This is a genomic window from Streptomyces sp. NPDC102467 (assembly GCF_044765445.1).
In the GTDB taxonomy this organism is placed as follows: domain Bacteria; phylum Actinomycetota; class Actinomycetes; order Streptomycetales; family Streptomycetaceae; genus Streptomyces.
The window spans coordinates 1-22,841 of sequence record NZ_JBIWKA010000017.1 but is presented as its reverse complement, the minus strand read 5'-3'; the positions used below and the strand labels follow the sequence as shown (position 1 = coordinate 22,841).

Annotated in this window: 18 protein-coding genes; 8 read left to right on the top strand and 10 right to left on the bottom strand. The window is 70.5% G+C overall.

The annotated features are described in order from the left end of the window. Window positions 1-256: 256 nt before the first annotated feature. On the top strand, window positions 257-706 hold the full coding sequence (locus tag ACIREE_RS31790; protein ID WP_404159841.1) for an NUDIX hydrolase: 450 nt from the start codon (window positions 257-259) through the stop codon (window positions 704-706). 249 nt (window positions 707-955) lie between these two features. Next, on the top strand, window positions 956-2,716 hold the full coding sequence (locus ACIREE_RS31785; RefSeq protein WP_404159838.1) for a TIGR03767 family metallophosphoesterase: 1,761 nt from the start codon (window positions 956-958) through the stop codon (window positions 2,714-2,716). A gap of 82 nt (window positions 2,717-2,798) precedes the next feature. Here ACIREE_RS31785 and ACIREE_RS31780 read toward each other — a convergent pair whose 3' ends face one another. Continuing rightward, complete coding sequence (locus tag ACIREE_RS31780) at window positions 2,799-3,893, bottom strand: hypothetical protein (RefSeq protein WP_404159836.1); 1,095 nt, start codon at window positions 3,891-3,893, stop codon at window positions 2,799-2,801. Window positions 3,894-4,114: 221 nt separating this feature from the next. Continuing rightward, window positions 4,115-6,694 carry an aminopeptidase N gene (pepN, locus tag ACIREE_RS31775; RefSeq protein WP_404159834.1) on the bottom strand — a complete coding sequence of 860 codons (2,580 nt, stop codon included), beginning with the start codon at window positions 6,692-6,694 and terminating at the stop codon, window positions 4,115-4,117. 167 nt (window positions 6,695-6,861) lie between these two features. Between pepN and ACIREE_RS31770 the strand changes: the two genes are divergently transcribed. Next, complete coding sequence (locus ACIREE_RS31770) at window positions 6,862-7,503, top strand: DsbA family protein (protein ID WP_404159831.1); 642 nt, start codon at window positions 6,862-6,864, stop codon at window positions 7,501-7,503. Here ACIREE_RS31770 and ACIREE_RS31765 read toward each other — a convergent pair whose 3' ends face one another. The 4 genes from ACIREE_RS31765 to ACIREE_RS31750 all read right to left on the bottom strand — a co-directional run bounded on the left by ACIREE_RS31765 (window position 7,504) and on the right by ACIREE_RS31750 (window position 11,628). After that, complete coding sequence (locus ACIREE_RS31765) at window positions 7,504-7,728, bottom strand: hypothetical protein (protein ID WP_404159829.1); 225 nt, start codon at window positions 7,726-7,728, stop codon at window positions 7,504-7,506. Between the two features lie 141 nt (window positions 7,729-7,869). Beyond that, entirely contained in the window at window positions 7,870-8,520 is a 651-nt protein-coding gene (locus tag ACIREE_RS31760) for a superoxide dismutase (RefSeq protein WP_404159826.1), read from the bottom strand. Window positions 8,521-8,716: 196 nt separating this feature from the next. Beyond that, on the bottom strand, window positions 8,717-10,117 hold the full coding sequence (locus tag ACIREE_RS31755) for an amino acid permease (protein ID WP_404159823.1): 1,401 nt from the start codon (window positions 10,115-10,117) through the stop codon (window positions 8,717-8,719). 143 nt (window positions 10,118-10,260) lie between these two features. Further along, window positions 10,261-11,628, bottom strand: coding sequence for an amino acid permease (locus ACIREE_RS31750; RefSeq protein WP_404159820.1), 1,368 nt, complete (start codon window positions 11,626-11,628; stop codon window positions 10,261-10,263). A gap of 284 nt (window positions 11,629-11,912) precedes the next feature. On the opposite strand from ACIREE_RS31750, the gene ACIREE_RS31745 reads away from it, so the two are divergent. After that, the gene (locus ACIREE_RS31745; RefSeq protein WP_404159817.1) at window positions 11,913-12,518 is read left to right on the top strand and encodes a biotin transporter BioY; all 606 of its coding nucleotides are present in this window, start codon (window positions 11,913-11,915) and stop codon (window positions 12,516-12,518) included. Window positions 12,519-12,522: 4 nt separating this feature from the next. Here the strand turns inward: ACIREE_RS31745 and ACIREE_RS31740 are convergent, their stop codons facing one another. Next, window positions 12,523-13,905: an FAD-binding oxidoreductase gene (locus ACIREE_RS31740; RefSeq protein WP_404159814.1), complete on the bottom strand. Its 1,383-nt coding sequence runs from the start codon at window positions 13,903-13,905 to the stop codon at window positions 12,523-12,525. Window positions 13,906-13,949: 44 nt separating this feature from the next. Beyond that, window positions 13,950-14,732, bottom strand: coding sequence for a hypothetical protein (locus ACIREE_RS31735; protein ID WP_404159811.1), 783 nt, complete (start codon window positions 14,730-14,732; stop codon window positions 13,950-13,952). A gap of 173 nt (window positions 14,733-14,905) precedes the next feature. Between ACIREE_RS31735 and ACIREE_RS31730 the strand changes: the two genes are divergently transcribed. Beyond that, complete coding sequence (locus ACIREE_RS31730; protein ID WP_404159808.1) at window positions 14,906-16,885, top strand: serine/threonine-protein kinase; 1,980 nt, start codon at window positions 14,906-14,908, stop codon at window positions 16,883-16,885. 54 nt (window positions 16,886-16,939) lie between these two features. Here the strand turns inward: ACIREE_RS31730 and ACIREE_RS31725 are convergent, their stop codons facing one another. Next, entirely contained in the window at window positions 16,940-18,373 is a 1,434-nt protein-coding gene (locus ACIREE_RS31725) for an amino acid permease (protein WP_404159805.1), read from the bottom strand. Window positions 18,374-18,559: 186 nt separating this feature from the next. Here ACIREE_RS31725 and ACIREE_RS31720 point away from each other — a divergent pair, with 186 nt between their 5' ends. Together ACIREE_RS31720 and ACIREE_RS31715 are read left to right on the top strand one after the other, a co-directional pair. Then, entirely contained in the window at window positions 18,560-19,045 is a 486-nt protein-coding gene (locus ACIREE_RS31720) for a ribose-5-phosphate isomerase (protein WP_404159802.1), read from the top strand. 204 nt (window positions 19,046-19,249) lie between these two features. After that, the gene (locus ACIREE_RS31715) at window positions 19,250-20,071 is read left to right on the top strand and encodes an Fpg/Nei family DNA glycosylase (protein WP_404159799.1); all 822 of its coding nucleotides are present in this window, start codon (window positions 19,250-19,252) and stop codon (window positions 20,069-20,071) included. Here ACIREE_RS31715 and ACIREE_RS31710 read toward each other — a convergent pair. After that, complete coding sequence (locus ACIREE_RS31710; RefSeq protein WP_404159797.1) at window positions 20,056-21,285, bottom strand: GNAT family N-acetyltransferase; 1,230 nt, start codon at window positions 21,283-21,285, stop codon at window positions 20,056-20,058. The genes ACIREE_RS31715 and ACIREE_RS31710 overlap by 16 nt on opposite strands. A gap of 150 nt (window positions 21,286-21,435) precedes the next feature. Between ACIREE_RS31710 and ACIREE_RS31705 the strand changes: the two genes are divergently transcribed. Next, complete coding sequence (locus ACIREE_RS31705; RefSeq protein WP_404159794.1) at window positions 21,436-22,608, top strand: PP2C family protein-serine/threonine phosphatase; 1,173 nt, start codon at window positions 21,436-21,438, stop codon at window positions 22,606-22,608. The last annotated feature ends 233 nt before the right edge of the window (window positions 22,609-22,841 follow it).

Sequence of the window (22,841 nt, the reverse complement as noted above, 5' to 3'; positions counted from 1 at the left end):
TACTTAAGTGACCACAGTTTGGGGAGAGTTGTCCGGGGCGGGATGAGGCCATGGCGTACTTCCGCCATACGCCATCCGGCGCGAACCCGGTCGGATCGGGGTTTTTCGGCGCCCTCTTTTGAACGCTGCGTGGAGATCTTGAACTCTTCGTGGTCGCCCGGCGGCTGCCCCCAGAGCCACGGGGCTCCGCCCCGGACCCCGTTCCGCAATCTCCGGAAGGGCTTCAGTTCGCCCCGGATACCTCTAGCGTCGGGGAATGCACAAAGAGCTGAGGGTCGCGGCGTACGCCGTGTGCGTACGCGACGGACAGATCCTGCTCGCCCGCTGGGTCGCGGGCGACGGCAGCAAGCGCTGGACCCTGCCGGGCGGTGGCATGGACCACGGCGAGGACCCGTACGACACGGTCGTCCGCGAGGTGGACGAGGAGACCGGGTACGCCGTCGACCCCGTCACCTTCCTCGGCGTCCACTCCGTCCTGCGCCGCTACCCCCGCAAGCTCGGCCAGATCGCCGACTTCCACGGCCTGCGCCTCGTCTACGAGGGCATCGTCGCCGGCGGCACCCTGCGCCACGAACTGAACGGCTCCACGGACATGGCGGCCTGGCACGACCTCACCGCCGTCACCGAGCTGCCACGCGTCGAACTCGTCGACGTCGGACTGCGGCTCTGGCGCGAGCGCCCGCCGACCGGGCACCTTCTTCCCTGAAAGGTGAACACAGAGTGACAGCAGGGGGGTCGAGTCCCCTCCCGCACATGACAAGACGGGCGACCCTCGCGCCCCGCCTCACCGGACGGTGATCCACGTACCGTGATCGGCGCTGCGCGTTGCGTCGCCGTTAACGCGCAGGCCACCCCCGATGTCAACGCTTCCATACGAGCGGGAAGTTCGGCCCGGACCCGGTGCCGCGCGGCCCGCGGTCACTGTCGACGCGTTCGCACTCGGGGAGACCGCGCCATGTCGCGCATACGCTCTGTCACCAAAGCCGCCGCAGCATTCGACCGCCGTACGTTCCTGGCCGCGACCGGCGCGGTGACGCTGACCGCCGGACTCGGCTACGCCGTCGGCGCGGGCGGTTCCGAAGCCGCCGCGGGCCCCGCCACGGCCCGCAACCTCTCCTCCCGCAAGGGACCCGCTGCCCCGCTCGCCCCCTACACCCGCGGCACGACCCTCGACTCGGTCGCCGCGGGCCCGGCCGGTTCCACCTACCGCCGCCTCGGCGACGGCCCGGCCTGGCAGCGCGTCGTCCGCTCCGACCTGACGGCGCCCCGCTCGGGGCGGGAGGCCCGCCGCACCGCGCTCGCCGCCTTCGTGCAATTCACCGACCTGCACCTGGTCGACGTACAACACCCGCTGCGCTACGAGTACTTGAGGTCGCAGACGGCCAGCGCCTGGCGTCCGCAGGAGGCGCTCTCGGTGGCCGGAGCGGTGGCCCTCGTCGAACGGGTCAACGCCCTGCGGGGCGCCCCCGTCACCGCGTCCCCCCTCCACTTCGTCATGACGACGGGCGACAACACGGACAACAACGCCCGCTCCGAACTCGACTGGTTCCTCAAGACGATGAGCGGCGGCCGCATCACCCCCAACACCGGCGACCCGCGCCACTACGAAGGCGTCCAGAACAGCGGCGTCCCCCTCTACTGGCACCCGGACGCCGCCCTGCGCGACTCCGACAAGCAGCACCACGCCTTCCCCCGCATCCCCGGCTTCCTCGAAGCGGCCATCGCCGAACTGCGCAGCCCGGGTCTGAACCTCCCCTGGTACTCCACGGTCGGCAACCACGACGCGCTGCCCGGCGGCTGCTACGCGCCCGGCGACTCGTTCTTCGCCGAATACGCCGTGGGCGGCCGCAAGCTGATGGATCTGCCCGCCTCCGCGGGCAAGGCCATCTGGGACAACGTGCAGCAGGGCGGCGATCCCCAGGGCGCCGCCTTCAGGCACCTCCTGGAGAGCAACACCCGCGCCATGCGCGCGGTCACCCCGGACGAGACCCGCGCCCCGTTCACCCCGGCCGAGTACCTCGCGGCGCACCTCGACCCCGCCCACACGGGCCCGGGGCCCGTCGGCCACGGCTACACACAGGCCAACCTCGATGCGGCCACGCAGTACTACGCGTTCCGGATCTCCGACGACGTCCTCGGCGTCAGCCTCGACACGACCGACCCCGGCGGCCACTACGAGGGCTCGATCAGTACGAGTCAACTCGCCTGGCTCACAGACCAGTTGAAGGAAGCCGAAAAGCGCGGCGACCGCGTCATCGTCTTCTCGCACCACACCAGCAAGAGCATGCGCAATCTGCGCGAGGACCCGCACCACCCCGGCGAGCAACGCCACGGCGGCAAGGAACTCGCCGCGCTGCTGACCCGCCACCGTCCGGTCCTCGCCTGGGTCAACGGCCACAGCCACAAGAACAAGATCACCCCGCACACCGGCGAGAACGGCACCGGCGGCTACTGGGAGATCTCCACCGCCTCCCACGTCGACTTCCCCCAGCTGGCCCGGATCATCGAGATCGCCGACAACCACGACGGCACGCTCTCCCTCTTCACCACCTGCATCGAGTCGTCCGCCCCGCACCGCACGGACTTCCACGACCTCGGCCAGACGGGCCTCGCCGCCCTCTACCGCGAACTGTCCTTCAACGCCCCGGGCTCCCGCGCGACGCTCTCCGGCACCCCGGGCGACCGCAACACGGAGCTCGTCCTGCGCAAGGGCTGAGGGCCTGCGCACACGTGTAGGGGCGGGCCCCCGTCAGGCCCCGCCCCTACACTCCCCTCCTGGCCACCGCCCCGATGTGTCGCTACCGGGGCAGCACCACGACGTACGCCGCCGGATCCCGGTCGCCCGCGGCCATCAGCGCGGTCCGCACCACGGCGGCCTGCTGGTCGAGGGACTCGCGCAGCTTCCTCGGCGTGATGTGCACGACGGTGATCCCGAGCCGTTCCAGGTGCTCGCGCTTACGGGCGTACTCGCTCCACAGCGCGTCCTCGTCCTGGCGCGCGGCGCGGGTGTCCAGCTCCACGGCCACGGCGTGGTCGGGCCAGAACGCGTCCACGCCCCCGAGGTGCGGGCCGCCGGGCAGGCGCAGGTCCACGTTCCACAGCGGGTCGGGCAGTCCGAGCTCGCGCACCATCGCGTACAGCCGGTCCTCGGCGATCGCCCGCCCCTCCGCGAGCAGCGAGTCGACGGCGTCCACCACGTGCGGCCGGGTGAGCAGCCGGGCCTGCGTCAACTCCCGTACCACGAGCGCCGCTTCGCAGTGCCCGCCGCGTACGGCCTCGGTCAGCAGCCGGCGCACGGCGCCCGCGTCGGTCAACTGCGCGACCGCGTCCGCCAGCGCCCGCGCCACCGGCGCGACCGGAACTCCCGTCAGCTGTACGGGAGTCGGCAGGGCCGTCGTGCGGACGAGCCGGGCGAACTCGGTGGACCGCAGCCGCCGGGTGCGCGGCACGAGGACATCGATGTGGTCGAGCGTGAGCAGCGGGGGAGCGGACACGAACCCGTGCAGCGCAAGGGCCGCGAGCCCGGTGACCATGGCGTCGGCGTACGGCACGACGGCCGCGCCGTGGGCCTCGCCGGGGGCGGGCTGGGAGGGAACGCCGTCCGCCGGGCGCCGCCGGTCCTGGGCCCGCCCGGCGTACAACAGCACGGCGTGCAGCCGCTCCTCGCCGGTCGAAGGCCCCGGGTGGAGCAGGTACACCCCCGGCAGGACCTGCTGCCAGGGCCCGCCGGCCCTGCACTGCTCGGCGGCCGCGGCGGCGGTGACTCCGTGCGCCTTCAACTGGGCGCCGCTCATCACGCGCCGCTGGGTCTCGACGAGGTGGCGCAGGGGGCGGGGGGTGCGGGAGGAGCGGGAAGAGCGGGAAGAGAGGGGAGCGGAGGCGTTGTGGTTCATGACCCGGACATTCCCAGCCGGATCGCCCCCGCTAACCGCTGTTACAAGGTCGTCGCTCAAACCGGACAAGTTAGCCCTAAAGTCCAGCAGTTCGACTGCCGAAAAGGCCAGGCGGCAGACGGGTTACGGCCAGTCATACCCACATTCGGTAACACCCGTCGCGCGGCCCGGCGCCGGGCCTCGGAGCCTGTCCGAGTCAACCCGGCGCCGCACTGCCGCGATCAACCGGCCGCGGCCTCGTCGCAGGCCTGGGCCCGCAGCGCCCGCGCCAGATCGTCCCGGGCCTCCAGGACGAGGCGGCGCAGCGCGGGCGCCGCCTCCTCGTGCCCGGAGAGCCACGCGTCGGCCTGCTCCAGCGTCGCGGCCGAGTCCTGCAGCGAGGGGAAGAGGCCCCGCACCACATCCATCCCGATCTGGATCGACCGCTCGTCCCACACCCGCTCGATCACCGCGAAGTACTTCTGCGCGTACGGCGCCGTGAGCTCCCGCTGGGACGGCTGCTGGAACCCGGCGATGACCGCCTCCACCAGCGCGTTCGACAGCGCGTCGGACTCCACGACCTGCACCCACGCCTGCGCCTTGACGGCCTGGGAGGGCCGCGCCGCCAGGCACCGCACCTGGTGCCGCTTGCCGGACGCGGTGTCGTCCCGCGCCAGCTCCGCACCGAGTACGGCCTCGTCGGCGGCGCCGTACGCCGAGAGCGTGTCCAGGAACGACCAGCGCAGCTCCTGGTCGATCTCCAGGCCGTCGATCTTCGCAGTGCCTGCGAGGAGCCCCTCAAGCAGCTGAAGATCGGCCGGCCCGGACGCGACGGACGTGAAGAACCGCGCCCACGTCAGCTGGTGCTGGCTGCCGGGCTCGGCGAGCCGCAGCTCCCGCAGGGCGCCGTCGGCGAGCAGCCGCCCGCCCTCCTCGCGCCACTCGGGTGCCGCGTAGTGCGCGAGCGCGGAGCGCGCCCACGCGTGCAGCATCTGCAGCACGCCGATGTCCGACTCGCGCCCCGCGAACCGCAGCACCAGGTCGACGAAGTCCCGGGCCGGCATGAGCGCGTCCCGCGTCAGGCTCCACAGCGCGGACCAGCACAGGGCGCGGGCCAGCGGGTCGGAGATGTCGCCGAGCCGCTCGCGCAGCGTCGCGAGGGAGTTCTCGTCGAAGCGGATCTTGCAGTACGTGAGGTCGTCGTCGTTGACGAGCACCAGCTCCGGCGCCTCGGCCCCGGCCAGCTCACCGACCACGGTCCGCGGCCCGTCCACGTCGACCTCGGCGCGCGCGTAGCGCTCGAGGGCGCCCTCGGGCGTACGCCGGTACAGGCCGACCGCGACCCGGTGCGGGCGCAGCTCGGGGTGCGACTCGGCGGCCTCCTGGAGCACGGACAGCTCCGTGATCCGCCCCTCGCTGTTCAGAATCACCTGCGGCGTAAGGGAGTTGACGCCGGCCGTCTGCAGCCACGACCGCGACCACGACGTCATGTCGCGGCCGCTGGTCTCCTCCAGGACCGACAGCAGATCGCCGAGGCGCGTGTTGCCGTACGCGTGCCGCTTGAAGTAGCGCCGCGCGCCTTCGAGGAACGCGTCACGGCCGACGTAGGCGACGAGCTGCTTGAGCACGCTCGCGCCCTTCGCGTACGTGATGCCGTCGAAGTTGAGCTTCGCGTCCTCCAGGTCCCGGATGTCGGCGGTGACCGGGTGGGTGCTCGGCAGCTGGTCGGCCCGGTACGCCCAGGCCTTGCGGTTGTTGGCGAACGTGACCCAGCCGTTCGTGAACCGCGTCGCCTCCACCATCGAGAAGGACCCCATGAAGTCCGCGAAGGACTCCTTCAGCCACAGGTCGTCCCACCACTGCATGGTGACCAGGTCGCCGAACCACATGTGGGCCATCTCGTGCAGGATCACGTTCGCCCGGCGCTCGTACGACGCCTGCGTGACCTTGCCGCGGAAGATGAACTCCTCGCGGAAGGTGACCATGCCCGGGTTCTCCATGGCGCCGAGGTTGTACTCGGGCACGAACGCCTGGTCGTACTTGCCGAAGGGGTACGGGTAGTCGAAGTGCTCGTGGAAGAAGTCGAGCCCCTGCTTGGTGACGAGGAAGATGTCGTCGGCGTCGAAGTACGGGGCGAGACCCTTGCGGCACATGGCGCCCAGCGGCACGACGAGCTTCGAGCCGTCCTCCAGGACGCGCTCGTAGGAGTCGGTCACGTAGTGGTACGGGCCGGCCACGACGGCGGTGATGTACGTCGAGATCGGCTTGGTCTCCGCGAACCGCCAGACCCCGTCGACGAGTTCACCGACACCGTTCGACCAGACCGTCCACCCCTCCGGCGCCTGCGCGCTGAAGCGGTAGGGCGCCTTCAGGTCCGGCTGCTCGAAATTGGCGAAGACGCGGCGCGCGTCGGCGGGCTCGTACTGCGTGTACAGATAGACCTCGCCGTCCTCCGGGTCGACGAAGCGGTGCATGCCCTCGCCCGTACGCGAGTACGCGCACTGGGCGTCGACGATCAGCTCGTTCTCCTCGGCCAGGCCCTCCAGGCGGATGCGGTTGCCGTCGAACACGGCGGCCGGGTCGAGGTCCTCGCCGTTCAGCGACACGGCCGTCACCGACGGCGCGATCAGATCGACGAACGTCGCCGCACCCGGCTCGCTCGCCCGGAACCGGATCGTGGTCACGGAGCGGAAGGTGCGCGGCCCCTCGCCGCCCGCCTCGCCGACCGCCGAGCGCAGGTCGAGCGCCACCTCGTACCCGTCGACGGACAGCAGACCCGCCCGCTCGCGGGCCTCGTCGCGGGACAGATTCTCTCCGGGCACGGCGGCACTCCTTCGTGACGTTCTCATGTGGCCTGTCCGGGCCCTTGTGGGGCCGTCCGAACGCCTACGATCCTCGCACGCGGCCTTCCTCCCGGACATCCGGGAATGCGCCCGGCGCGGGTCGCGTTGCCGCAGGCACGACCGCTACGTCACTCCCGAGGAGAGCAATGTCCACTGTGGACGAGAAGACCCCCGTCGACTTCTGGTTCGACCCGCTCTGCCCCTGGGCCTGGATGACGTCGCGCTGGGTCCTGGAGGTCGAGAAGGTCCGCGACATCAAGGTCCGCTGGCACGTCATGAGCCTCGCCGTCCTGAACGAGCCGCGCGTCGACGAGCTCCCCGAGGAGTACCAGGAGATGATGCGGACCAAGGCCTGGGGCCCGGTCCGCGTCGTCATCGCCGCGCAGCAGGAGCACGGCGCGGAGGTCCTCGGTGACCTGTACACGGCGCTCGGCACCCGGATCCACAACCGCGGCGAGGGCCCCACGAAGGAGGCCGTCGCCGGCGCCCTGGAGGAGGTCGGCCTTCCGGCGTCGCTCCTCGACCACTGGGACAAGACGCCCTACGAAGCCGAGCTGCGCGCCTCCCACAAGGAGGGCATCGACCTGGTCGGCCAGGACGTCGGCACCCCGGTCATCGCGGTCCCCGGCGCGGACGGCAACCAGATCGCCTTCTTCGGCCCGGTCGTCACCCCCGCTCCCAAGGGCGAGGAGGCCGCCAAGCTCTGGGACGGCACGCTCCTCGTCGCGTCGGTCCCGGGCTTCTACGAGATCAAGCGCACGCGTACGCAGGGCCCGATCTTCGACTGACTAGTCGTCTATGTCGGCGGGGAGGCGCTGCCCCTGCCAGGGTTTGAGGTGCTGCCGCATCGACAGGCAGCCGGTCGTGGCGCACCGCCAGGTGGCGTGGATGTCCGCGGGGCTCACGCCCTTCGACGCGAGGAAAGCTTCCTCGTTCGGCTTGAGATGCCGGAAGGGGCGGGGCCCGCCGCCGCACGTGGGGCAGGCCCAGTCCATCTGCGTTGCTTTCACCATGCGGCCACGGTCCCGCGGAACCCCGCATACCGACAGACCCCCGTGAGCACGTCCTCACGGGGGTCTGTCGTCATTCCGCCCGCCCGGCGTGAAGGTTGAGAAGACGATCACGAGGCGGGACGTAGGGGGCTGCGCGGCCCGTCAGGGCGCGAGCAGCAGAGCGTTCACGCGCTCCTTCGCGGCCGCGTACCGCTTCGACACGTCCTGCCAGTTGACGACGGCCCACATGGCCTCGATGAAGTCGACCTTCTGGTTCTTGTACTGCAGGTAGAAGGCGTGCTCCCAGGCGTCGAAGACCAGGATCGGCGTGGAGCCCTGGCCGACATTGCCCTGGTGGTCGTAGACCTGCTCGACGATGAGGCGGTTGCTGAGCGGCTCGTAGGCGAGCACACCCCAGCCCGAGCCCTGCGTGGTCGCCGAGGCCTTGGTCAGCTGCGCCTTGAACTTGGCGAAGGAGCCGAAGGACTCGGTGATCGCGTCCGCCAGGTCACCGACCCCGTCGGCGGCCAGCGGCTCGCCGCCGCCACCGTCCTTGGGGCTGTTCATGTTGTGCCAGTAGATGCTGTGCAGGATGTGCCCGGAGAGGTGGAACGCGAGGTTCTTCTCCAGGCCGTTGATGGCGCCCCACGTCTCCTTGTCGCGCGCCTCCTCCAACTGCTCGAGGGTGTCGTTCGCGCCCTTCACGTAAGCCGCGTGGTGCTTGTCGTGGTGCAGCTCGACGATCTGCGGGTTGATGACGGGCTCGAGCGCCGCGTAGTCGTACGGGAGTTCCGGGAGTGTGTAGATCGCCATGTCCGTCCGTGCCCTCCGGCTGCAAGATGCTGGTGCAGATCTTATTGCAATCAATGTGCAACTGCAGGCTAACAGCAGGAGTGTGCCAAAGTTGATCAGCCCTTCGTCCTAGGACTTGTGTCGGAACGTCGGAACACGCAGGAGCCCCGGGGTGGTCGGACCGGCCCGGGGCTCCTGTGGATTCTTCGGCGCGTGGTTACTTCCTCGCGCCGGCCTTCTGCCGTACGTAACCGACGATCGCCAGGATCGCGGTCAGGCCACCGGCGTAGTAGAGCTGCTCCCGCGTGCTCTCCTCGCGGGCCATCAGGACGAAGACGACCGCCATACCGGCCAGCGCCACCCACGTGAGATACGGGTAGGCCCACATCTTCACGACGAGCTTCTCGGGCGCCTCGCGCTCCAGCCTGCGCCGCAGGATCAGCTGTGAGGCGGCGATGAAGAACCAGACGACGAGGATGAGCGCGCCGATGGTCTTCAGCAGCCACTGGAAGATGTCGTCGGGGCGCCAGTAGCTCAGCAGGACACAGACGAACCCGAACACCGCGGACAGCAGGACGGCGATGCGCGGAACCCCGCCGTGGATCTTCCCGAGGAGCTGGGGGCCCTGGCCGCGCGCGACCAGCGAACCGGCCATGCGGGACGCGCCGTAGATGTTGGCGTTCATCGCCGAGAGCAGGGCGACGAAGACCACGATCTTCATGATGACGCCGGCGGCCGGCAGGTCCAGGTACTCCAGGGTGGCGACGTAGGACCCCTTGTCCGGGTCCACCAACGCCTTGTCGGACCAGGGGATGAGCGCGACGACCACGACCATGGAGCCGACGTAGAAGAGCGCGATCCGCCACATCGCGGTCCGCACGGCCTTCGCGACACCCTGGACCGGGTGCTCGGACTCGGCGGCGGCGATGGTGACGGTCTCCAGACCGCCGTACGCGAAGACGGAGGCGAGCAGTCCGGCGATGAGCCCCTCGGTCCCGTTCGGCATGAAGCCGCCGTGGCCGGTGAGGTTCTCGGTGCCCGGCGCGTCGTTGCCGAGCAGCCCGGCGATCGCCAGGACGCCGATGACCAGGAACGCCACGATCGCGGCGACCTTCAGCGTGGCGAACCAGAACTCGAACTCACCGAAGTTCTTCACAGCCGAGACGTTCGTGCCGGTGAACACGAGCATGAACAGCGCGACCCAGAGCCACTCCGGCACACCGGGAACCCAGCCGTGCGCGATCTGCGCCGCGCCGATTCCCTCAAGACCCACCGCCACGCAGAGCAGGAACCAGAACGACCACCCCGCCGTGAACCCGGCCCAGGGACCGATCGCCCGCTCGGAGTGCACGGAGAACGAGCCGGACGCGGGATACGCGGCCGCCATCTCGCCCAGCATGCGCATCACGAGCATCACGAGGGCGCCCGAGATCGCGTAGGCGAGGATGATCGACGGTCCTGCCGCCGCGATGGCGGTGCCGGAGCCGACGAAGAGGCCCGCGCCGATCACGCCGCCGAGCGCGATCATGGAAAGGTGCCGCTGCTTGAGGCCGGGCGAGAGTGACGACGCGTCGGTCGGTGCGTCGACGGATGGCTGCGCGGACGACGTCCGAGACATGTAAATGCCCTGTTCAGTAGCGCGTAAGGATGACGTAAAACGGCCACAGTCTGAGCGGGCACCCCACTTAATGGGAATACGTTTCCGCTATACGGACACGACGCTCACACCCCGCGACGGCCGTGTCGACGCCGCGTGAAGGATCAGACACGCCGCGCGCGCAGCTCCCGCACACCCGCCACCACGAGGACCGCGGCCGTCGCCCCGGTCGACCACAGCAACTGCGGCCGCGCCGTGTCGTCGGTCAGCATCAGCCCGAACACCACGGCCATCGCGGCGAGCGCCGCCCAGGTCAGCCACGGGAACGCCCACATCTTCAGCACCAGCCGCTCGGGCGCCTCGGCCTCCAGACGGCGCCGCAGCCGCAGCTGGGACGCCGCGATCAACGCCCACACGAACAGCAGCACCGCGCCGACCGAGTTGAGCATGTAGAGGAAGACCGTGTCCGGCCACTCCAGATTGAGCAGGACGGAGACGAAGCCGAAGGCCACCGACGCGAGCACCGCCCGGCGCGGCACACCGCCGCCCACCTTCAGCAGCGCCTTCGGTGCCTCGTCGCGCTCGGCCAGCGAGAAGATCATGCGGGACGAGCCGTACAGGTTGGCGTTGAGGGCGGAGAGCAGCGCCACGAAGACGACGATGTTCATGATCTGGCCCGCCGACGGGACGCCGATGGAGTCGAGGACGGTGACATACGGGCTGATGCCCGCCTTCTGCGCCGTCCAGGGCAGCACCGTCACGATGACCAGCATCGAACCGACGTAGAAGAACAGGATCCGGAACACCGCGCTGCGCACCGCCCGCGCCACCGAGCGCACCGGGTCGTCGGACTCCGCCGCCGCGATGGTGACGACCTCCAGGCCGCCGAAGGCGAAGATCACCGCGAGGACGCCGGAGACGACGCCCCGCCAGCCGTGCGGCAGGAACCCGCCGTCACCCGTGAGATGGGTGAGGCCCACGGGATCCGTGTCGGGCAGCACCCCGAAGATCGCCAGGGCGCCGAGAACCAGGAACGCGATGATCGCGCAGACCTTGAGCGTCGCGAACCAGAACTCGAACTCGCCGAAGTTGCGCACGGACGCCAGGTTCGTCGCGGTGAACACCACCATGAACAGCAGCACCCACGCCCACTGCGGAATCCCCGGCACCCACCCGTTCGCGATCTGCGCGGCGCCCGTCGCCTCGACGGCCAACACGACGACCAGCAGGAACCAGTACAGCCAGCCCACACTGAACCCGGCCCACCGCCCGAGCGCCCGCTCCGCGTGCACCGAGAACGAGCCGGACGCGGGCATCGCCGCCGACATCTCGCCGAGCATCCGCATCACGCACATCGCGAGCGCGCCCGCGATCAGATACGACACGACGATCCCGGGCCCGGCGACCGCGATCCCGGCCCCCGACCCGACGAACAGGCCGGCGCCGATGACACCGCCGAGACCGAGCATGGTCAGATGGCGCTGCTTGAGCCCGCCCGAGAGCGGTTCCGCGGAGGGGACTTGGTCGTGCATAAAAGGCTCAGCCGGCTCTCGGGCTCACAAAGGGATTGGCGGGAACCTACAGTCTCCCCGGCAGGCGCCCCTCACCGCAAAATGGCCCCTGACTGCCCGTGTCGTCAGTGATGAGCATCACCCCGGGCGATGTGTACAGGCGTCCCTTTGTACGGAGTCCACCAACACCCGGCCCGAGCCTTTGTCGACCGGCGACCGTGATCGGCTCAACTCGCCTGGGATAGCGTCACGGAGTCCCACCTTGCCCGCCCGCCCCCAAGGCGCCTTCAGAACGCGGAGTCCCCATGAGCACCGTCACCGCCACCGCAGCAGTCGCCCGCCCGGGCAAGGTCCTGGCCGACCTCCTCCCCGCCTCCCGCACCAAGGCCGCCGTCGTCGCGAGGAGCGCGGCGCTCGTCATCGGCGGCGCCGTCCTCACCGGCATCGCCGCGCAGATAGCGATCCCCGTGCCCGGCTCGCCGGTGCCGGTCACCGGGCAGACCTTCGCCGCGCTCCTCGTCGGCACCGCGCTCGGCGCCCGCCGCGGCTTCCTCTCGATCGCCCTGTACGCGCTCGCGGGCATGGCCGGCCTGCCGTGGTTCGCCGAGGGCGGCTCGGGCTACGCGATGCCGTCGTTCGGCTACGTGCTCGGCATGCTGCTCGCCGCGACCGTCGTGGGCTCGCTCGCCCGCCGCGGCGGCGACCGCTCGGCGCTGCGCACCGCGGGCACGATGCTGCTCGGCGAGGCGATCATCTACGCGATCGGCGTCCCGTACCTGGCGCTCTCCACCGGCATGAGCCTGACGGCGGCGATCGCCGCGGGCCTCACCCCGTTCCTCATCGGCGACGCCCTGAAGGCGGCCCTGGCGATGGGCGCGCTGCCCACCGCCTGGAAGTTCGCCAACAAGTAAGCACCTAGCTGATGTTGTAGTTCCTCCGGAAGAGGTTCGCCGGGTCGTGCGCGGCCTTCAGATCGGCGAGCCTCTTCCGCGTACCGGCGTCGTACAGCCCTTCCGTACGGTCCCCGCCGCCGAAGGTGAAATTGAGGGACCGCCCGACGGAGACCTTCGCGACGGCGCCGAACGCCCGCGTCTGATGAGCCCGCGCGGCGTCCTTGGCCCCGGCGGACTCGTCGAGCGGCGACAGGATCCGCACCAGCCAGCCCGCGTCCCGGTAGGGCACCGCGTTCGGCGCGGGCCGCGACAGGGCGCCGCCCAGGTGGTTGAGCTGGACCACGTGCATAGCGTCGGCCGCGGGCCCGGACAGGGTGAACAGCTCGGCGACGGCGGCGACGTCCAGCTCACTCAGGAACACGCTGTCCCCGTAGTACGCGTGCGGGAAGTCCGGGTCGTTGTGGATCGTGTGGCTCTCGCCGTACGGCATCTCGCGCAGGGTGTCCGTGACGGCGGGCCCGAGCTCCGTCCGCAACGGGGCCACAAGACGCTCGCCCTCCTCGGCGCCGCCGGTGAACGCGACCCGCACCGAGACCACGTACTGCCCGCGCAGATGCGGCGGCAGCATCGGCAGGTCCGGGTAGACGAGCGCGGCGAGCGAGGAGGTGAGGGTGTCCGGCACGGTCGCCGTCCACTCTGTGTACGCGCGCAAGATGTCCGCCGGGTCGGTGGCCCGCCCGTCGTAGGCGAGAAAGCCCCCGTACAGGCGGGTCACGGGCACCAGGTCCACCCGCAGCGCGGTCACCACGCCGAGGTTGGCGCCGCCGCCGAGCAGGCCCCAGAAGAGTTCGGCGTCGCTGTCGGCGGTGACGTGCCGGACCTCGCCGGCGGCGGTCACCACGTCGACGGCCCGTACGTGGTCGGCGGTGTAGCCGAACTCCCTTGCCAGGATGCCGAGTCCGCCGCCCAGGACGTAGCCGACGGCGCCCACGCTCGGCGCCGACCCGTTGAGCGGGGCGAGGCCGTGCTCCGCGGCCGCCTGCGCGACGGCGCCCCAGCGGGCCCCCGCGCCGACGCGCGCGGTGCGGGCCGCCGGATCCACGGCGACCTCGTCCATCCGGCGCGTGCTGATGAGGACCCCGCCCTCGGCGTCGCCCGGCAGACCGTGACCGGTGGCCTGGACGCCGACCGGCAGCCCTGCGGCCGCCGCGTACCGCACGGCGGCCACCACGTCGTCCGCGGTGGCCGCCGCGAAGATCACGTCGGGCCGGAGAGCGAACCCGGTCTGGAATCCGGCGAGTTCGTCGGCGTAACCGGGGTCGCCCGGCCGGAACGCGAGCACGGAGGAGGTGTCGGCAGTGGCGTCCGCGGAACCGCCGGGGGAGCTGTCGTCATGCGTCGTCATGGCACGTACTGTGCCCGCATAACCTGACAGGTGCCGTCAGCTTTTCAGCGCGTCGCGGTCGGCTTCCGCGTCGCCCACCACAGGCCCGCCCCTCCGGCGGCGAGCAGCGCGGCCCCCGTCGCGCCGAGCGGCAGCACGTCGTCCCTGGGACCGGTCGACGGCAGGGTCTCCTGGCCGCCCCCTTCCTTGCCGCCGCCCTTGTCGTCACCCGTGCCGCCGCTCTTGTCCCCGGCCGGGGCGGCGGGCTTGTTCTCGGTGCCGAGCAGCAGCGGTGTCACGGGCGCGTTCGGCGAGGGACTTGTCGTGCCGAACGGCACGGGCCCCTGCTGCCAGAAGGTCTTCTTGCCGTCGGAACTCGTCACCGGCAGACAGACCTTTCCCGTCTTCGCGAGGTCGAAGGTCGCGGCCACCTTGTAGCTCTTGGACTTTCCGGCCGCGAGCTGGTCGATCGCGCAGGTGAATCCGCTGTTCGATCCCTTCGGCAGCTTCGATTCGGTGATCGCCGAGCACCCCGGCACATCCTTGATCACCATTCCGTCGAAACCGACGACAAGCAGATTGGCCTTACCACTTTCTTTGCTGCCCTTGTTGGTGACGCCGGCGACGAGATTGTTCGTTTCCTTGGTCGAGTTGTCGACCGTGATCTTCTCGGAAAGACTCGTGGTCAGCTCCACGCCTGCGGGTGCCTTGTCCATGGCCTTGCCGCCCTCGCCGCTCCCCGGACCGGGCGCGTCGTCAGCGACAGCAGCGAAAGGCAGAATCAGTACCGTCGAGATCGTCGCGGTAAGCAGTGAACCGGCAATTTTGACGTGCCGCCTTGAACTCATGTTCGTCCCCCTGGGTCTTTCCTGTGCTTCCCCAACTGCGTCCGAATTCGCAGTACTTGAAGAGGTACCACAAGATTTCTCCGCACTATGCTGGGACGGCGCGAAGTGTCACTTTTGTGTTTCGGGGGTGCAGTCGATTGCCAGGAAATGCGAGTGGAGGCGTCCGGGGCCTGATGGTGGCAGCGCGCTACCGCCTGGACGAACACATAGGCCAGGGCGGCATGGGGCGCGTGTGGCGCGCGGTGGACGAAATGCTGGACCGGCCCGTCGCCGTCAAGGAGATGCGCATCGACGGGCTCGACCCCGAGGACGCCCGCACCCGCCGCGAGCGCACCCTGCGCGAGGCCCGCGCGACGGCCCGCATCGACCATCCCAACGTGGTGCGCGTGTACGACGTGGTGGACGAGGGCGAACGCCTGTGGATCGTCATGGAGCTCGTCGACGGCCGCTCCCTGGAGCAGGTCCTCGTCGAGGACGGCCCGCTGGACGTGGACGCGGTCGCGGAGATCGGCCGGGGCCTCGCCGAGGCGCTGCGCCCGGTGCACGGCGGCGGCGTCCTGCACCGTGACATCAAACCGGGCAACGTCATGCTCGAACGGGTCGGGCGGCGCCGCGTCATGCTCACCGACTTCGGTATCGCGGCGATCCAGGACGCCACGGCGCTCACCATGGTCGGCATGCTCGTCGGCTCGCCCGACTACATGGCGCCCGAGCGGATCTCGGGCCGCCCGCAGGGCCCGCCCTCCGACCTGTGGTCCCTCGGGGCGACCCTGTGCGCGGCGCTCGGCGGCCGCTCCCCGTTCAGCCGCGACACGACCCTCGCGACGCTGCACGCCGTTCTGTACGAGGAGCCCCAACTACCGCCCGAGGCAGGCAGGTTGTGCCCGCTCCTGGCCGACCTCCTGGCGAAGGAGCCGGAGGACCGCCCCGACCTGGACGCGATCCTGCGAGCCCTCACCCCGCGGCCGGCTCCGGCTCCGGGACCGGCTCCGGCTCCGGCTCCGGCTCCGGCTCCGGGACCGGCTCCGGCTCCGGGCCCAGCTCCGGGACCGGCACAGGCACCGGCCTCGGCTCAGGCACCGGCCTCGGCTCAGGCACCGGCCTCGGCTCAGGACTCGGCCTCGGCTCAGGACTCGGTTCCGGCCTCGGCGCAGGCCCCGGCTCCGGCACCGGCCCCGGCCTCGGCACCGGCCCCGGTTCCGGCTCAGGCCCCGGTTCCGGCTCAGGACTCGGCTCCGGCCTCGGCGCAGGCTCCGGCTCCGGCACCGGCCTCGGCCTCGGCTCAGGACTCGGTTCCGGCTCAGGCCCCGGTTCCGGCTCAGGACTCGGCTCCGGCCTCGGCGCAGGCCCCGGCCCCGGCTCCGGCACAGGCACCGGCTTCCGACGACCCCGCCTCGGAGTGGCACCACAGGACCCCCACGCTCGACGTGGGCGTGCACGGCCCGGCCCGCCCGGCGGCGCCACCGCAGGCCCCACCCACTCCGGCCGACCCACCCGCCCCGGCCCTCCCACGGCCGAAGCGTCGCCGTGTCACCCTGCTCGCCGCCGGGGGAGTGCTGGCAGCGGGCGTCGCCACGGCCCTCGCCCTCACCCTGCCGGGCAACGGCTCGGACGGCGCGAACCAGGACGCGGGCGCCTCGACGCCCGCGTCCCACGCGCCCACGGTCGAGGGCACATCACGCGCGCCGACCACCTCCCCGTCCCTGCCGCCCGGTTCGCGCCGCGAGGCGGGATACGCCTGGGTGCCGCCGAACGGCTGGGAGCGGGTGGTGAAAACGGCGTCCGAGGTGCACTACACGTCACCGGACGGCACGCAGGAACTGGTGGCCCAGTCGGCGCTGGCGAAGGACGACCTTCTGGCGACCTGGAAGAAGGCGGAGGTCGACGCCCATCAGGGCCAGGACTACGAGAAGATCCGGCTGAACCGGGCCACCTTCAGGGGCCACCCCGCGGTGGTCTGGGAGTACCTCTTCACCCTCAAGGGCAAGCGCTGGCACGCGGAACTGCTCGGCTTCGAGCAGGGCAACCAGTCCTACCAGATAGGAACGTGGTACCAGCCACAGGTGGAGACCCGGGCCCGCGCGACGTACGAGCAGGTGAAAAAAACCTTCACGGTGCTGGGGCCGGGTAACCCGAGCCCCTCCGGCGATTGAGGAGCGGGGCCCGGGGCAGAGCCCCGAACCCCGCACTCCAGCAGGCCCGCAGAATCACCGCACCCGCTGAACCCGTTCCCGTACAAGCGAGACACCGACAACAAGCGCAGCCACCAGCAGCGACAGCAACACCTGCTCGCGCCCGGCGTCGTCCGTCAACATATAGACGAGCACGAACGAGATCATCGCGATCGTCGCCCACGTCAGATACGGGAACAGCCACATCTTCACGACGAGCTTCTCCGGCTGCTCGCGCAGGATGATGGCGCGCATCTTCAACTGCGTGAAGCAGATGACGAGCCACACGAACAGCGCGACCGCTCCGGAGGAGTTGAGCAGGAAGTTGAAGACGGTGTCCGGCCACTGGTAGTTGAACCACACGGCGAGGAATCCGAAGACGACGGAGCCGAGGATCGCGGTCCGCGGCACGCCCCGCGAGGTGGTCTTCGCGAACGCCTTCGGCGCGTCCCCGCGCTGCCCGAGCGAGAAGGCCATCCGGGAGGCGGTGTAGAGCCCGGAGTTCAGACACGACAGGACGGCCGTCAGCACGATGACGTCCATGACCTGCCCGGCGTGCGGGATGCCTATGGAGTTGAGCGCGGCGACGTACGAGCCGTCCTTCAGGATCGACGCGTCGTTCCACGGCAGCAGGGTCAGCACGACGAAGATCGAGCCGAGGTAGAAGATGCCGATCCGCCAGATCACCGAGTTGGTGGCCCGGGTGACGGCCTTCTGCGGGTCCTCGGACTCACCGGCGGCGAGCGTGACGATCTCGCTGCCCATGAAGGAGAAGACGACCATCAGCACACCGGTCAGGATCGCGCCGGGCCCCTTGGGGAAGAAGCCGCCGGAATCCGTCAGATGTCCGAACCCGCTGCCCGGGTTGTCGGAGCCCGGCAGCACGCCGAAGACGGCGAGCAGACCGATGATCACGAACGCGCCGATGGCGACGACCTTGATCCCCGCGAACCAGAACTCGAACTCGCCGTAACTGCCGACGGCCGCCAGGTTCACGACGGTGAGCACGATCATCACGATCAGCGCCCAGCCCCACTGCGGAACGCCCGGCACCCAGCCGTTCAGGATCTTGGCCCCCGCGGTCGCCTCCACGGCGAGCACGACGACCCAGAAGAACCAGTACAGCCAGCCGATGGAGAACCCGGCCCAGCGGCCGAGCGCCTGATCGGCGTAGGCGGAGAAGGAGCCGGAGGTCGGCCGGGCCGCCGCCATCTCACCGAGCATCCGCATCACGAGGACGACCATCGCGCCGACGAGGGCGTACGAGATCAGGATGGCCGGCCCCGCCGCCGCGATACCGGAGCCGGACCCGACGAAGAGTCCCGCGCCGATCACACCGCCGATGGCGATCATGGACAGATGCCGGTTCTTCAGCCCGGCCTGAAGGCCGCCGCCATTACCGGCGCCGCCTGACCCTTCGGGGCCGCCGGGCGAGGTGTCTTCCGTCGCAAGGGATGACTGCGAAGTCATGAACGGATCCTTAGGTTCTCGGGGTACGAGCCCTGGCATTCAAAGCGCAGAAGTGTGCGGGACGGAAGACCTGACTCCGGATTGTTGTCTTCATTACGCGGTCCTCACGCCGCCCTTACTTCCGGATGACCATGGTTCGGCCCCCGGACGCGGCTACCCGGCGCGCGGCGTGCCACACTCGGAACCATGCGCGTGTACCTCGGCTCGGATCATGCCGGCTACGAACTCAAGAACCACCTGGTCGAATGGCTCACGGCCCATGGCCACGAGCCCGTCGACTGCGGACCCCACATCTACGACGCCCTGGACGACTACCCCCCGTTCTGCCTCCGCGCCGCGGAGAAGACGGCGGCGGACCCGGACTCCCTCGGCATCGTGATCGGCGGCTCCGGCAACGGTGAGCAGATCGCCGCGAACAAGGTCAAGGGCGTCCGTGCGGCCCTCGCCTGGAGCGAGCAGACCGCGGCGCTCGGCCGCGAGCACAACAACGCGAACGTGATCTCCATCGGTGGCCGGATGCACAGCGAGGAGGACGCGACGAAGTTCGTCGAGATCTTCCTGAGCACCCCGTACTCGAACGAAGAGCGCCACCAGCGCCGCATCGACATGCTGTCGGCCTACGAGGAAACGGGCAACCTCCCCGCGATCCCGCCGCACCACCCGCAGGTCTGACCCCTCCGGAGGGGCTTGACACCCATCAAGCCCCTCCGCAGGTCTGACCCCTCCGGAGGGGCTTGGCACCCATCAAGCCTCTCCGCAGGTCTGACCCCTCCGGAGGGGCTTGGCACCCATCAAGCCCCTCCGGCGATTGAGGAGCGGGGTCTGGGGCAGAGCCCCAGGACAGCAACCCCCGTGAACCCGAGGAGAACAACGGCCGTGCCGGAAGGCCACACCATCCACCGCTTGGCCCAAGACCACGCCGAGCGATTCATGGGCCGGAAAACCCAGGTCACCAGCCCCCAGGGCAAGTTCTCCGACGCGGCAGCACTCCTCACCGGCCAGAAAATGACCGGCACGGAAGCCCACGGCAAACACCTCTTCCTCCAGTTCGGCGCCTCCTGGATCCACATCCACCTGGGCCTCTTCGGCAAATACACCCTGGGCGAGACACCGGCCCCACCCCCGACCGACACGGTCCGCCTACGCCTGCGCAGCGACACGCACTACTCGGACCTGCGCGGCCCCACGACCTGCGCCCTGATCACGGACCCCGAGAAGCAGGCGATACACGACCGCCTCGGCCCGGACCCGCTCCGCCCCGACTCCGACCCGGCCAGGGCCTACGCGCGGATCAACCGCAGCCGTACGACGATCGCCGCGCTCCTCATGGACCAGAAGGTCATCGCGGGCGTCGGCAACGTCTACCGGGCCGAGGTCCTCTTCCGGCACGGAATCGACCCGTACACCCCGGGCAAGGACCTCACGCAGGCCCAACTCACCGCGATCTGGGACGACTTGGTGATGCTGATGCGGGACGGCGTCCGCGCCAACCGCATCGACACGGTCCGTCCCGAGCACGCCCCGGAGGCGATGAACCGCCCGCCGCGCGTGGACGACCACGGCGGCGAGGTCTACGTCTACCGGCGCGCGCCGCACCCCTGTCACCTGTGCGGCACCGAGATCCGCAGAGCGGAACTGGCGGCCCGCAACCTCTTCTGGTGCCCGTCCTGCCAACCTGCCTGTCAGAACCCGTGCTGAAGCCACGGCGCGACCGGCGACCCGAACGCCACCGCCGCCTCCGTGAGCGCCCCCTGCCGAAGTTCGCGCACCCGCCCCGCCCCGGCCAACTCGGCCAGTGACACGTCGCCGAGATACGCCGCGCCCAACTCCCGTACGGACAGGGCGAGATCGGCGGCCTCCCCGGTGCGCTCGCACGACGCACCCTTCGCGTCGCCGGACAGCCGCCAACGCCCTTGATTCCAGGGGCAGAAGGCGTCCTCGACCTCCAACACGACGTCCACGGGCGTGAGATACGTACGCGCTTCGAGGGCGGCCCCCACCTCCACCAGACGTACGTGCATCGAGTCCCGCACGCGCACCCCGCACCGGCGGATGTCGGAGACCATCGACAGCAGCGGATCGTCCACCGGACGGTTGCGCGCCTCCACCGTCGTCGTCAGGTCGATGTCGCACAGGAACCGCCACAGCGCCCCGTACGCCGCCGGGTCGAGCGCGGTGACGTCGCGCGCCTGGATGCGGCCGTGCGGCACCGCCCAGTCCGACTCCGGCTTGTTGTGGAAGCGGGCGAAGCCGACGGTCTCCCCGTCCCGCTCGGCGACGACACACTGCAACGGCGACGCCCCGCCCCGCTCCTCCGGCGGGTCGAGCAGCGGCAGCCGCTCCCAGCCGGGCCCCCGCGCGAGCATCCCCGGCCGGGTGCCGATCACGCGCTGGTACACGGCCTCGCACCGCTCGGCGGCCTCGGCCACACCGACGAACCGCAGCCGCACGTCGTCCGCCCCGGCCGGGGCGTCGATCCGTACCCGTGAGGAGTCGATGCTCAGGTACGCCTGCCGTGTACCGATGCCGTAGCCGAACCGGCCGTAGATCGCCGGCTCGGACGCGGTCAGTACCGCGAGCGGCTCGCCCCAGGCCCGTACGTCGTCGAGCTGGCGACGCATCATCGACGTGAGGATGCCGCGCCTGCGGTGCGTCGCGGCGACGCTCACCATCGTCACGCCCGCGGCCTCCACGAACGCGCCGCCCGGCACCGAGACCCGGAACGAGAAGGCGCCCGCGGTGCCCACGCACTCCTCGCCGTCCCACACCCCGATCGAGCGGGCGACCTCCGTCAGGTCGTCCCACAACCGCCGCTCCTGCGGCGACTCGGCCACCCCGCCGAAGGCCAGCTCGAGCCTGGCGTACCAGCGCTCCCACTCGTCCTGGCGCAGCACGCGCACGTCGGTCGTCATAGGCCATGCCTAGCAGGGCAAGCGGGACAAGAGCGAGCGAATTAAGAGCCTGTGCCGAGCCTGTGCCGTATCCCCGGGTGTGCCCGGAAAGGGGGACAACCGGGACCACCCGTGCACAGGCCCGGGCCCGATGGATAAGGTCCACGAGCAATGGCGGTACGACGAGAGCGGCGCGCGCGAAAGCAGCGCTCGGCAGCAGAGACGTTTCCGGCCCGGTTGAGGATGCGTGTGCACCGGGTCCGCACAGCCGTGCGCAAATCCGGTGTCGACTACTTCCGGGGCGACGGCTCGGACTGGATCGCGCTGGCCGCACTGCTGCTCACGATCCCCCTGATCACCCTGTGCACGATCCTCGACCCGGTCTGGTGCACGCCCACCGTCCTCGTCCTGCCGATCGTCGCGGGCGGCCTGGTGCTCCGCCCGGCGAGCCTGCTCGGTCTGTACGCGGCCGCCGCCGTGGCGCTGATCGTGGAGTCCGTACAACTCGGCCCCTACTCGGAGCGCGCGGCGGGCGTCACCCCCGGTACGGTCCTCACGGTCGCGGCCTGCGGCTTCTTCGGCCTGCTCATAGCGCAGTTCCGCAGCCGCGTCGGGGTGCCCTGGCGGCGCGGCGGCACGATGCTCTTCGACCTGCGCGAGCGGATCCGTACCCAGAGCAGGCTGCCGAAGCTGCCGCCGGGCTGGCACCGTGAGATGGCGCTGCGGCCGGCCGGCGGCCAGTCGTTCTCCGGCGACTTCGTGGTCGCGGCCCGCACGAACCACGGCCGCACCCTGGAGGTCGTCCTCACCGACGTGTCGGGCAAGGGCATGGACGCGGCCTCGCGCGCCCTGCTCCTGGCCGGAGCCTTCAGCGGCCTCCTCGGCTCGCTCCCGCCGCACGCGTTCCTCCCCGCCGCCAACGGCTACCTGCTGCGCCAGGACTGGGACGAGGGCTTCGCGACCTCCATCCACCTCGTCCTCGACCTGGAATCCGGCGACTACGAGCTCTACTCGGCCGGTCACCCGCCGGGCCTCCAGCTCAGCGCCGGCACCGGCCGCTGGGAGGAGAAGGCCGCGGAGGGCCCGCTGCTCGGTGTCTACGACGGCGCCGACTTCGACGCGACGAAGGGCACGCTGCGCCCCGGCGATGTCCTGATGCTCTTCACCGACGGCCTGGTGGAGACCTCCGAGCGGGATATCTCCGAAGGTATGGACCGGTTGACGGGGGAGGCCGACCGTTATGTGCAGGGTGGTTTCCACGGGGCGGCGTGGCACCTCATCGAGGCGGTGGCCAAGGACGTCAACGACGACAGGGCGCTCCTCTTGCTCTGCCGGGACTCCTAGGCGGCGGTGTCGGCTGCGCGCCGGTGGGAGTTTCTCGCGCCGAGTGTTGTCGGGTGCGCGCCGGTGGGGGCTGGTCGCGCAGTTCCCCGCGCCCCTGAAATGCGCACTGCGTGCGCCATTTCAGGGGCGCGTGGTTACGGGCGCGTGGTTACGGGCGCGTGGTTACGGGCGCGTGGTTACGGGCGCGTGGTTACGGGCGCGTGGTTACGGGCGCGTGGTTACGGGCGCGTGGT

What these genes read in the sequence shown, in the direction of transcription:
- ACIREE_RS31790 (WP_404159841.1), top strand. Translation starts at nt 257, where the DNA reads ATGCACAAAGAGCTGAGGGTCGCGGCGTACGCCGTGTGCGTACGCGAC.
- ACIREE_RS31785 (WP_404159838.1), top strand. Translation starts at nt 956, where the DNA reads ATGTCGCGCATACGCTCTGTCACCAAAGCCGCCGCAGCATTCGACCGC.
- ACIREE_RS31780 (WP_404159836.1), bottom strand. Translation starts at nt 3,893, where the DNA reads ATGAACCACAACGCCTCCGCTCCCCTCTCTTCCCGCTCTTCCCGCTCC.
- ACIREE_RS31770 (WP_404159831.1), top strand. Translation starts at nt 6,862, where the DNA reads ATGTCCACTGTGGACGAGAAGACCCCCGTCGACTTCTGGTTCGACCCG.
- ACIREE_RS31765 (WP_404159829.1), bottom strand. Translation starts at nt 7,728, where the DNA reads ATGGTGAAAGCAACGCAGATGGACTGGGCCTGCCCCACGTGCGGCGGC.
- ACIREE_RS31760 (WP_404159826.1), bottom strand. Translation starts at nt 8,520, where the DNA reads ATGGCGATCTACACACTCCCGGAACTCCCGTACGACTACGCGGCGCTC.
- ACIREE_RS31755 (WP_404159823.1), bottom strand. Translation starts at nt 10,117, where the DNA reads ATGTCTCGGACGTCGTCCGCGCAGCCATCCGTCGACGCACCGACCGAC.
- ACIREE_RS31750 (WP_404159820.1), bottom strand. Translation starts at nt 11,628, where the DNA reads ATGCACGACCAAGTCCCCTCCGCGGAACCGCTCTCGGGCGGGCTCAAG.
- ACIREE_RS31745 (WP_404159817.1), top strand. Translation starts at nt 11,913, where the DNA reads ATGAGCACCGTCACCGCCACCGCAGCAGTCGCCCGCCCGGGCAAGGTC.
- ACIREE_RS31740 (WP_404159814.1), bottom strand. Translation starts at nt 13,905, where the DNA reads ATGACGACGCATGACGACAGCTCCCCCGGCGGTTCCGCGGACGCCACT.
- ACIREE_RS31735 (WP_404159811.1), bottom strand. Translation starts at nt 14,732, where the DNA reads ATGAGTTCAAGGCGGCACGTCAAAATTGCCGGTTCACTGCTTACCGCG.
- ACIREE_RS31730 (WP_404159808.1), top strand. Translation starts at nt 14,906, where the DNA reads ATGGTGGCAGCGCGCTACCGCCTGGACGAACACATAGGCCAGGGCGGC.
- ACIREE_RS31725 (WP_404159805.1), bottom strand. Translation starts at nt 18,373, where the DNA reads ATGACTTCGCAGTCATCCCTTGCGACGGAAGACACCTCGCCCGGCGGC.
- ACIREE_RS31720 (WP_404159802.1), top strand. Translation starts at nt 18,560, where the DNA reads ATGCGCGTGTACCTCGGCTCGGATCATGCCGGCTACGAACTCAAGAAC.
- ACIREE_RS31710 (WP_404159797.1), bottom strand. Translation starts at nt 21,285, where the DNA reads ATGACGACCGACGTGCGCGTGCTGCGCCAGGACGAGTGGGAGCGCTGG.
- ACIREE_RS31705 (WP_404159794.1), top strand. Translation starts at nt 21,436, where the DNA reads ATGGCGGTACGACGAGAGCGGCGCGCGCGAAAGCAGCGCTCGGCAGCA.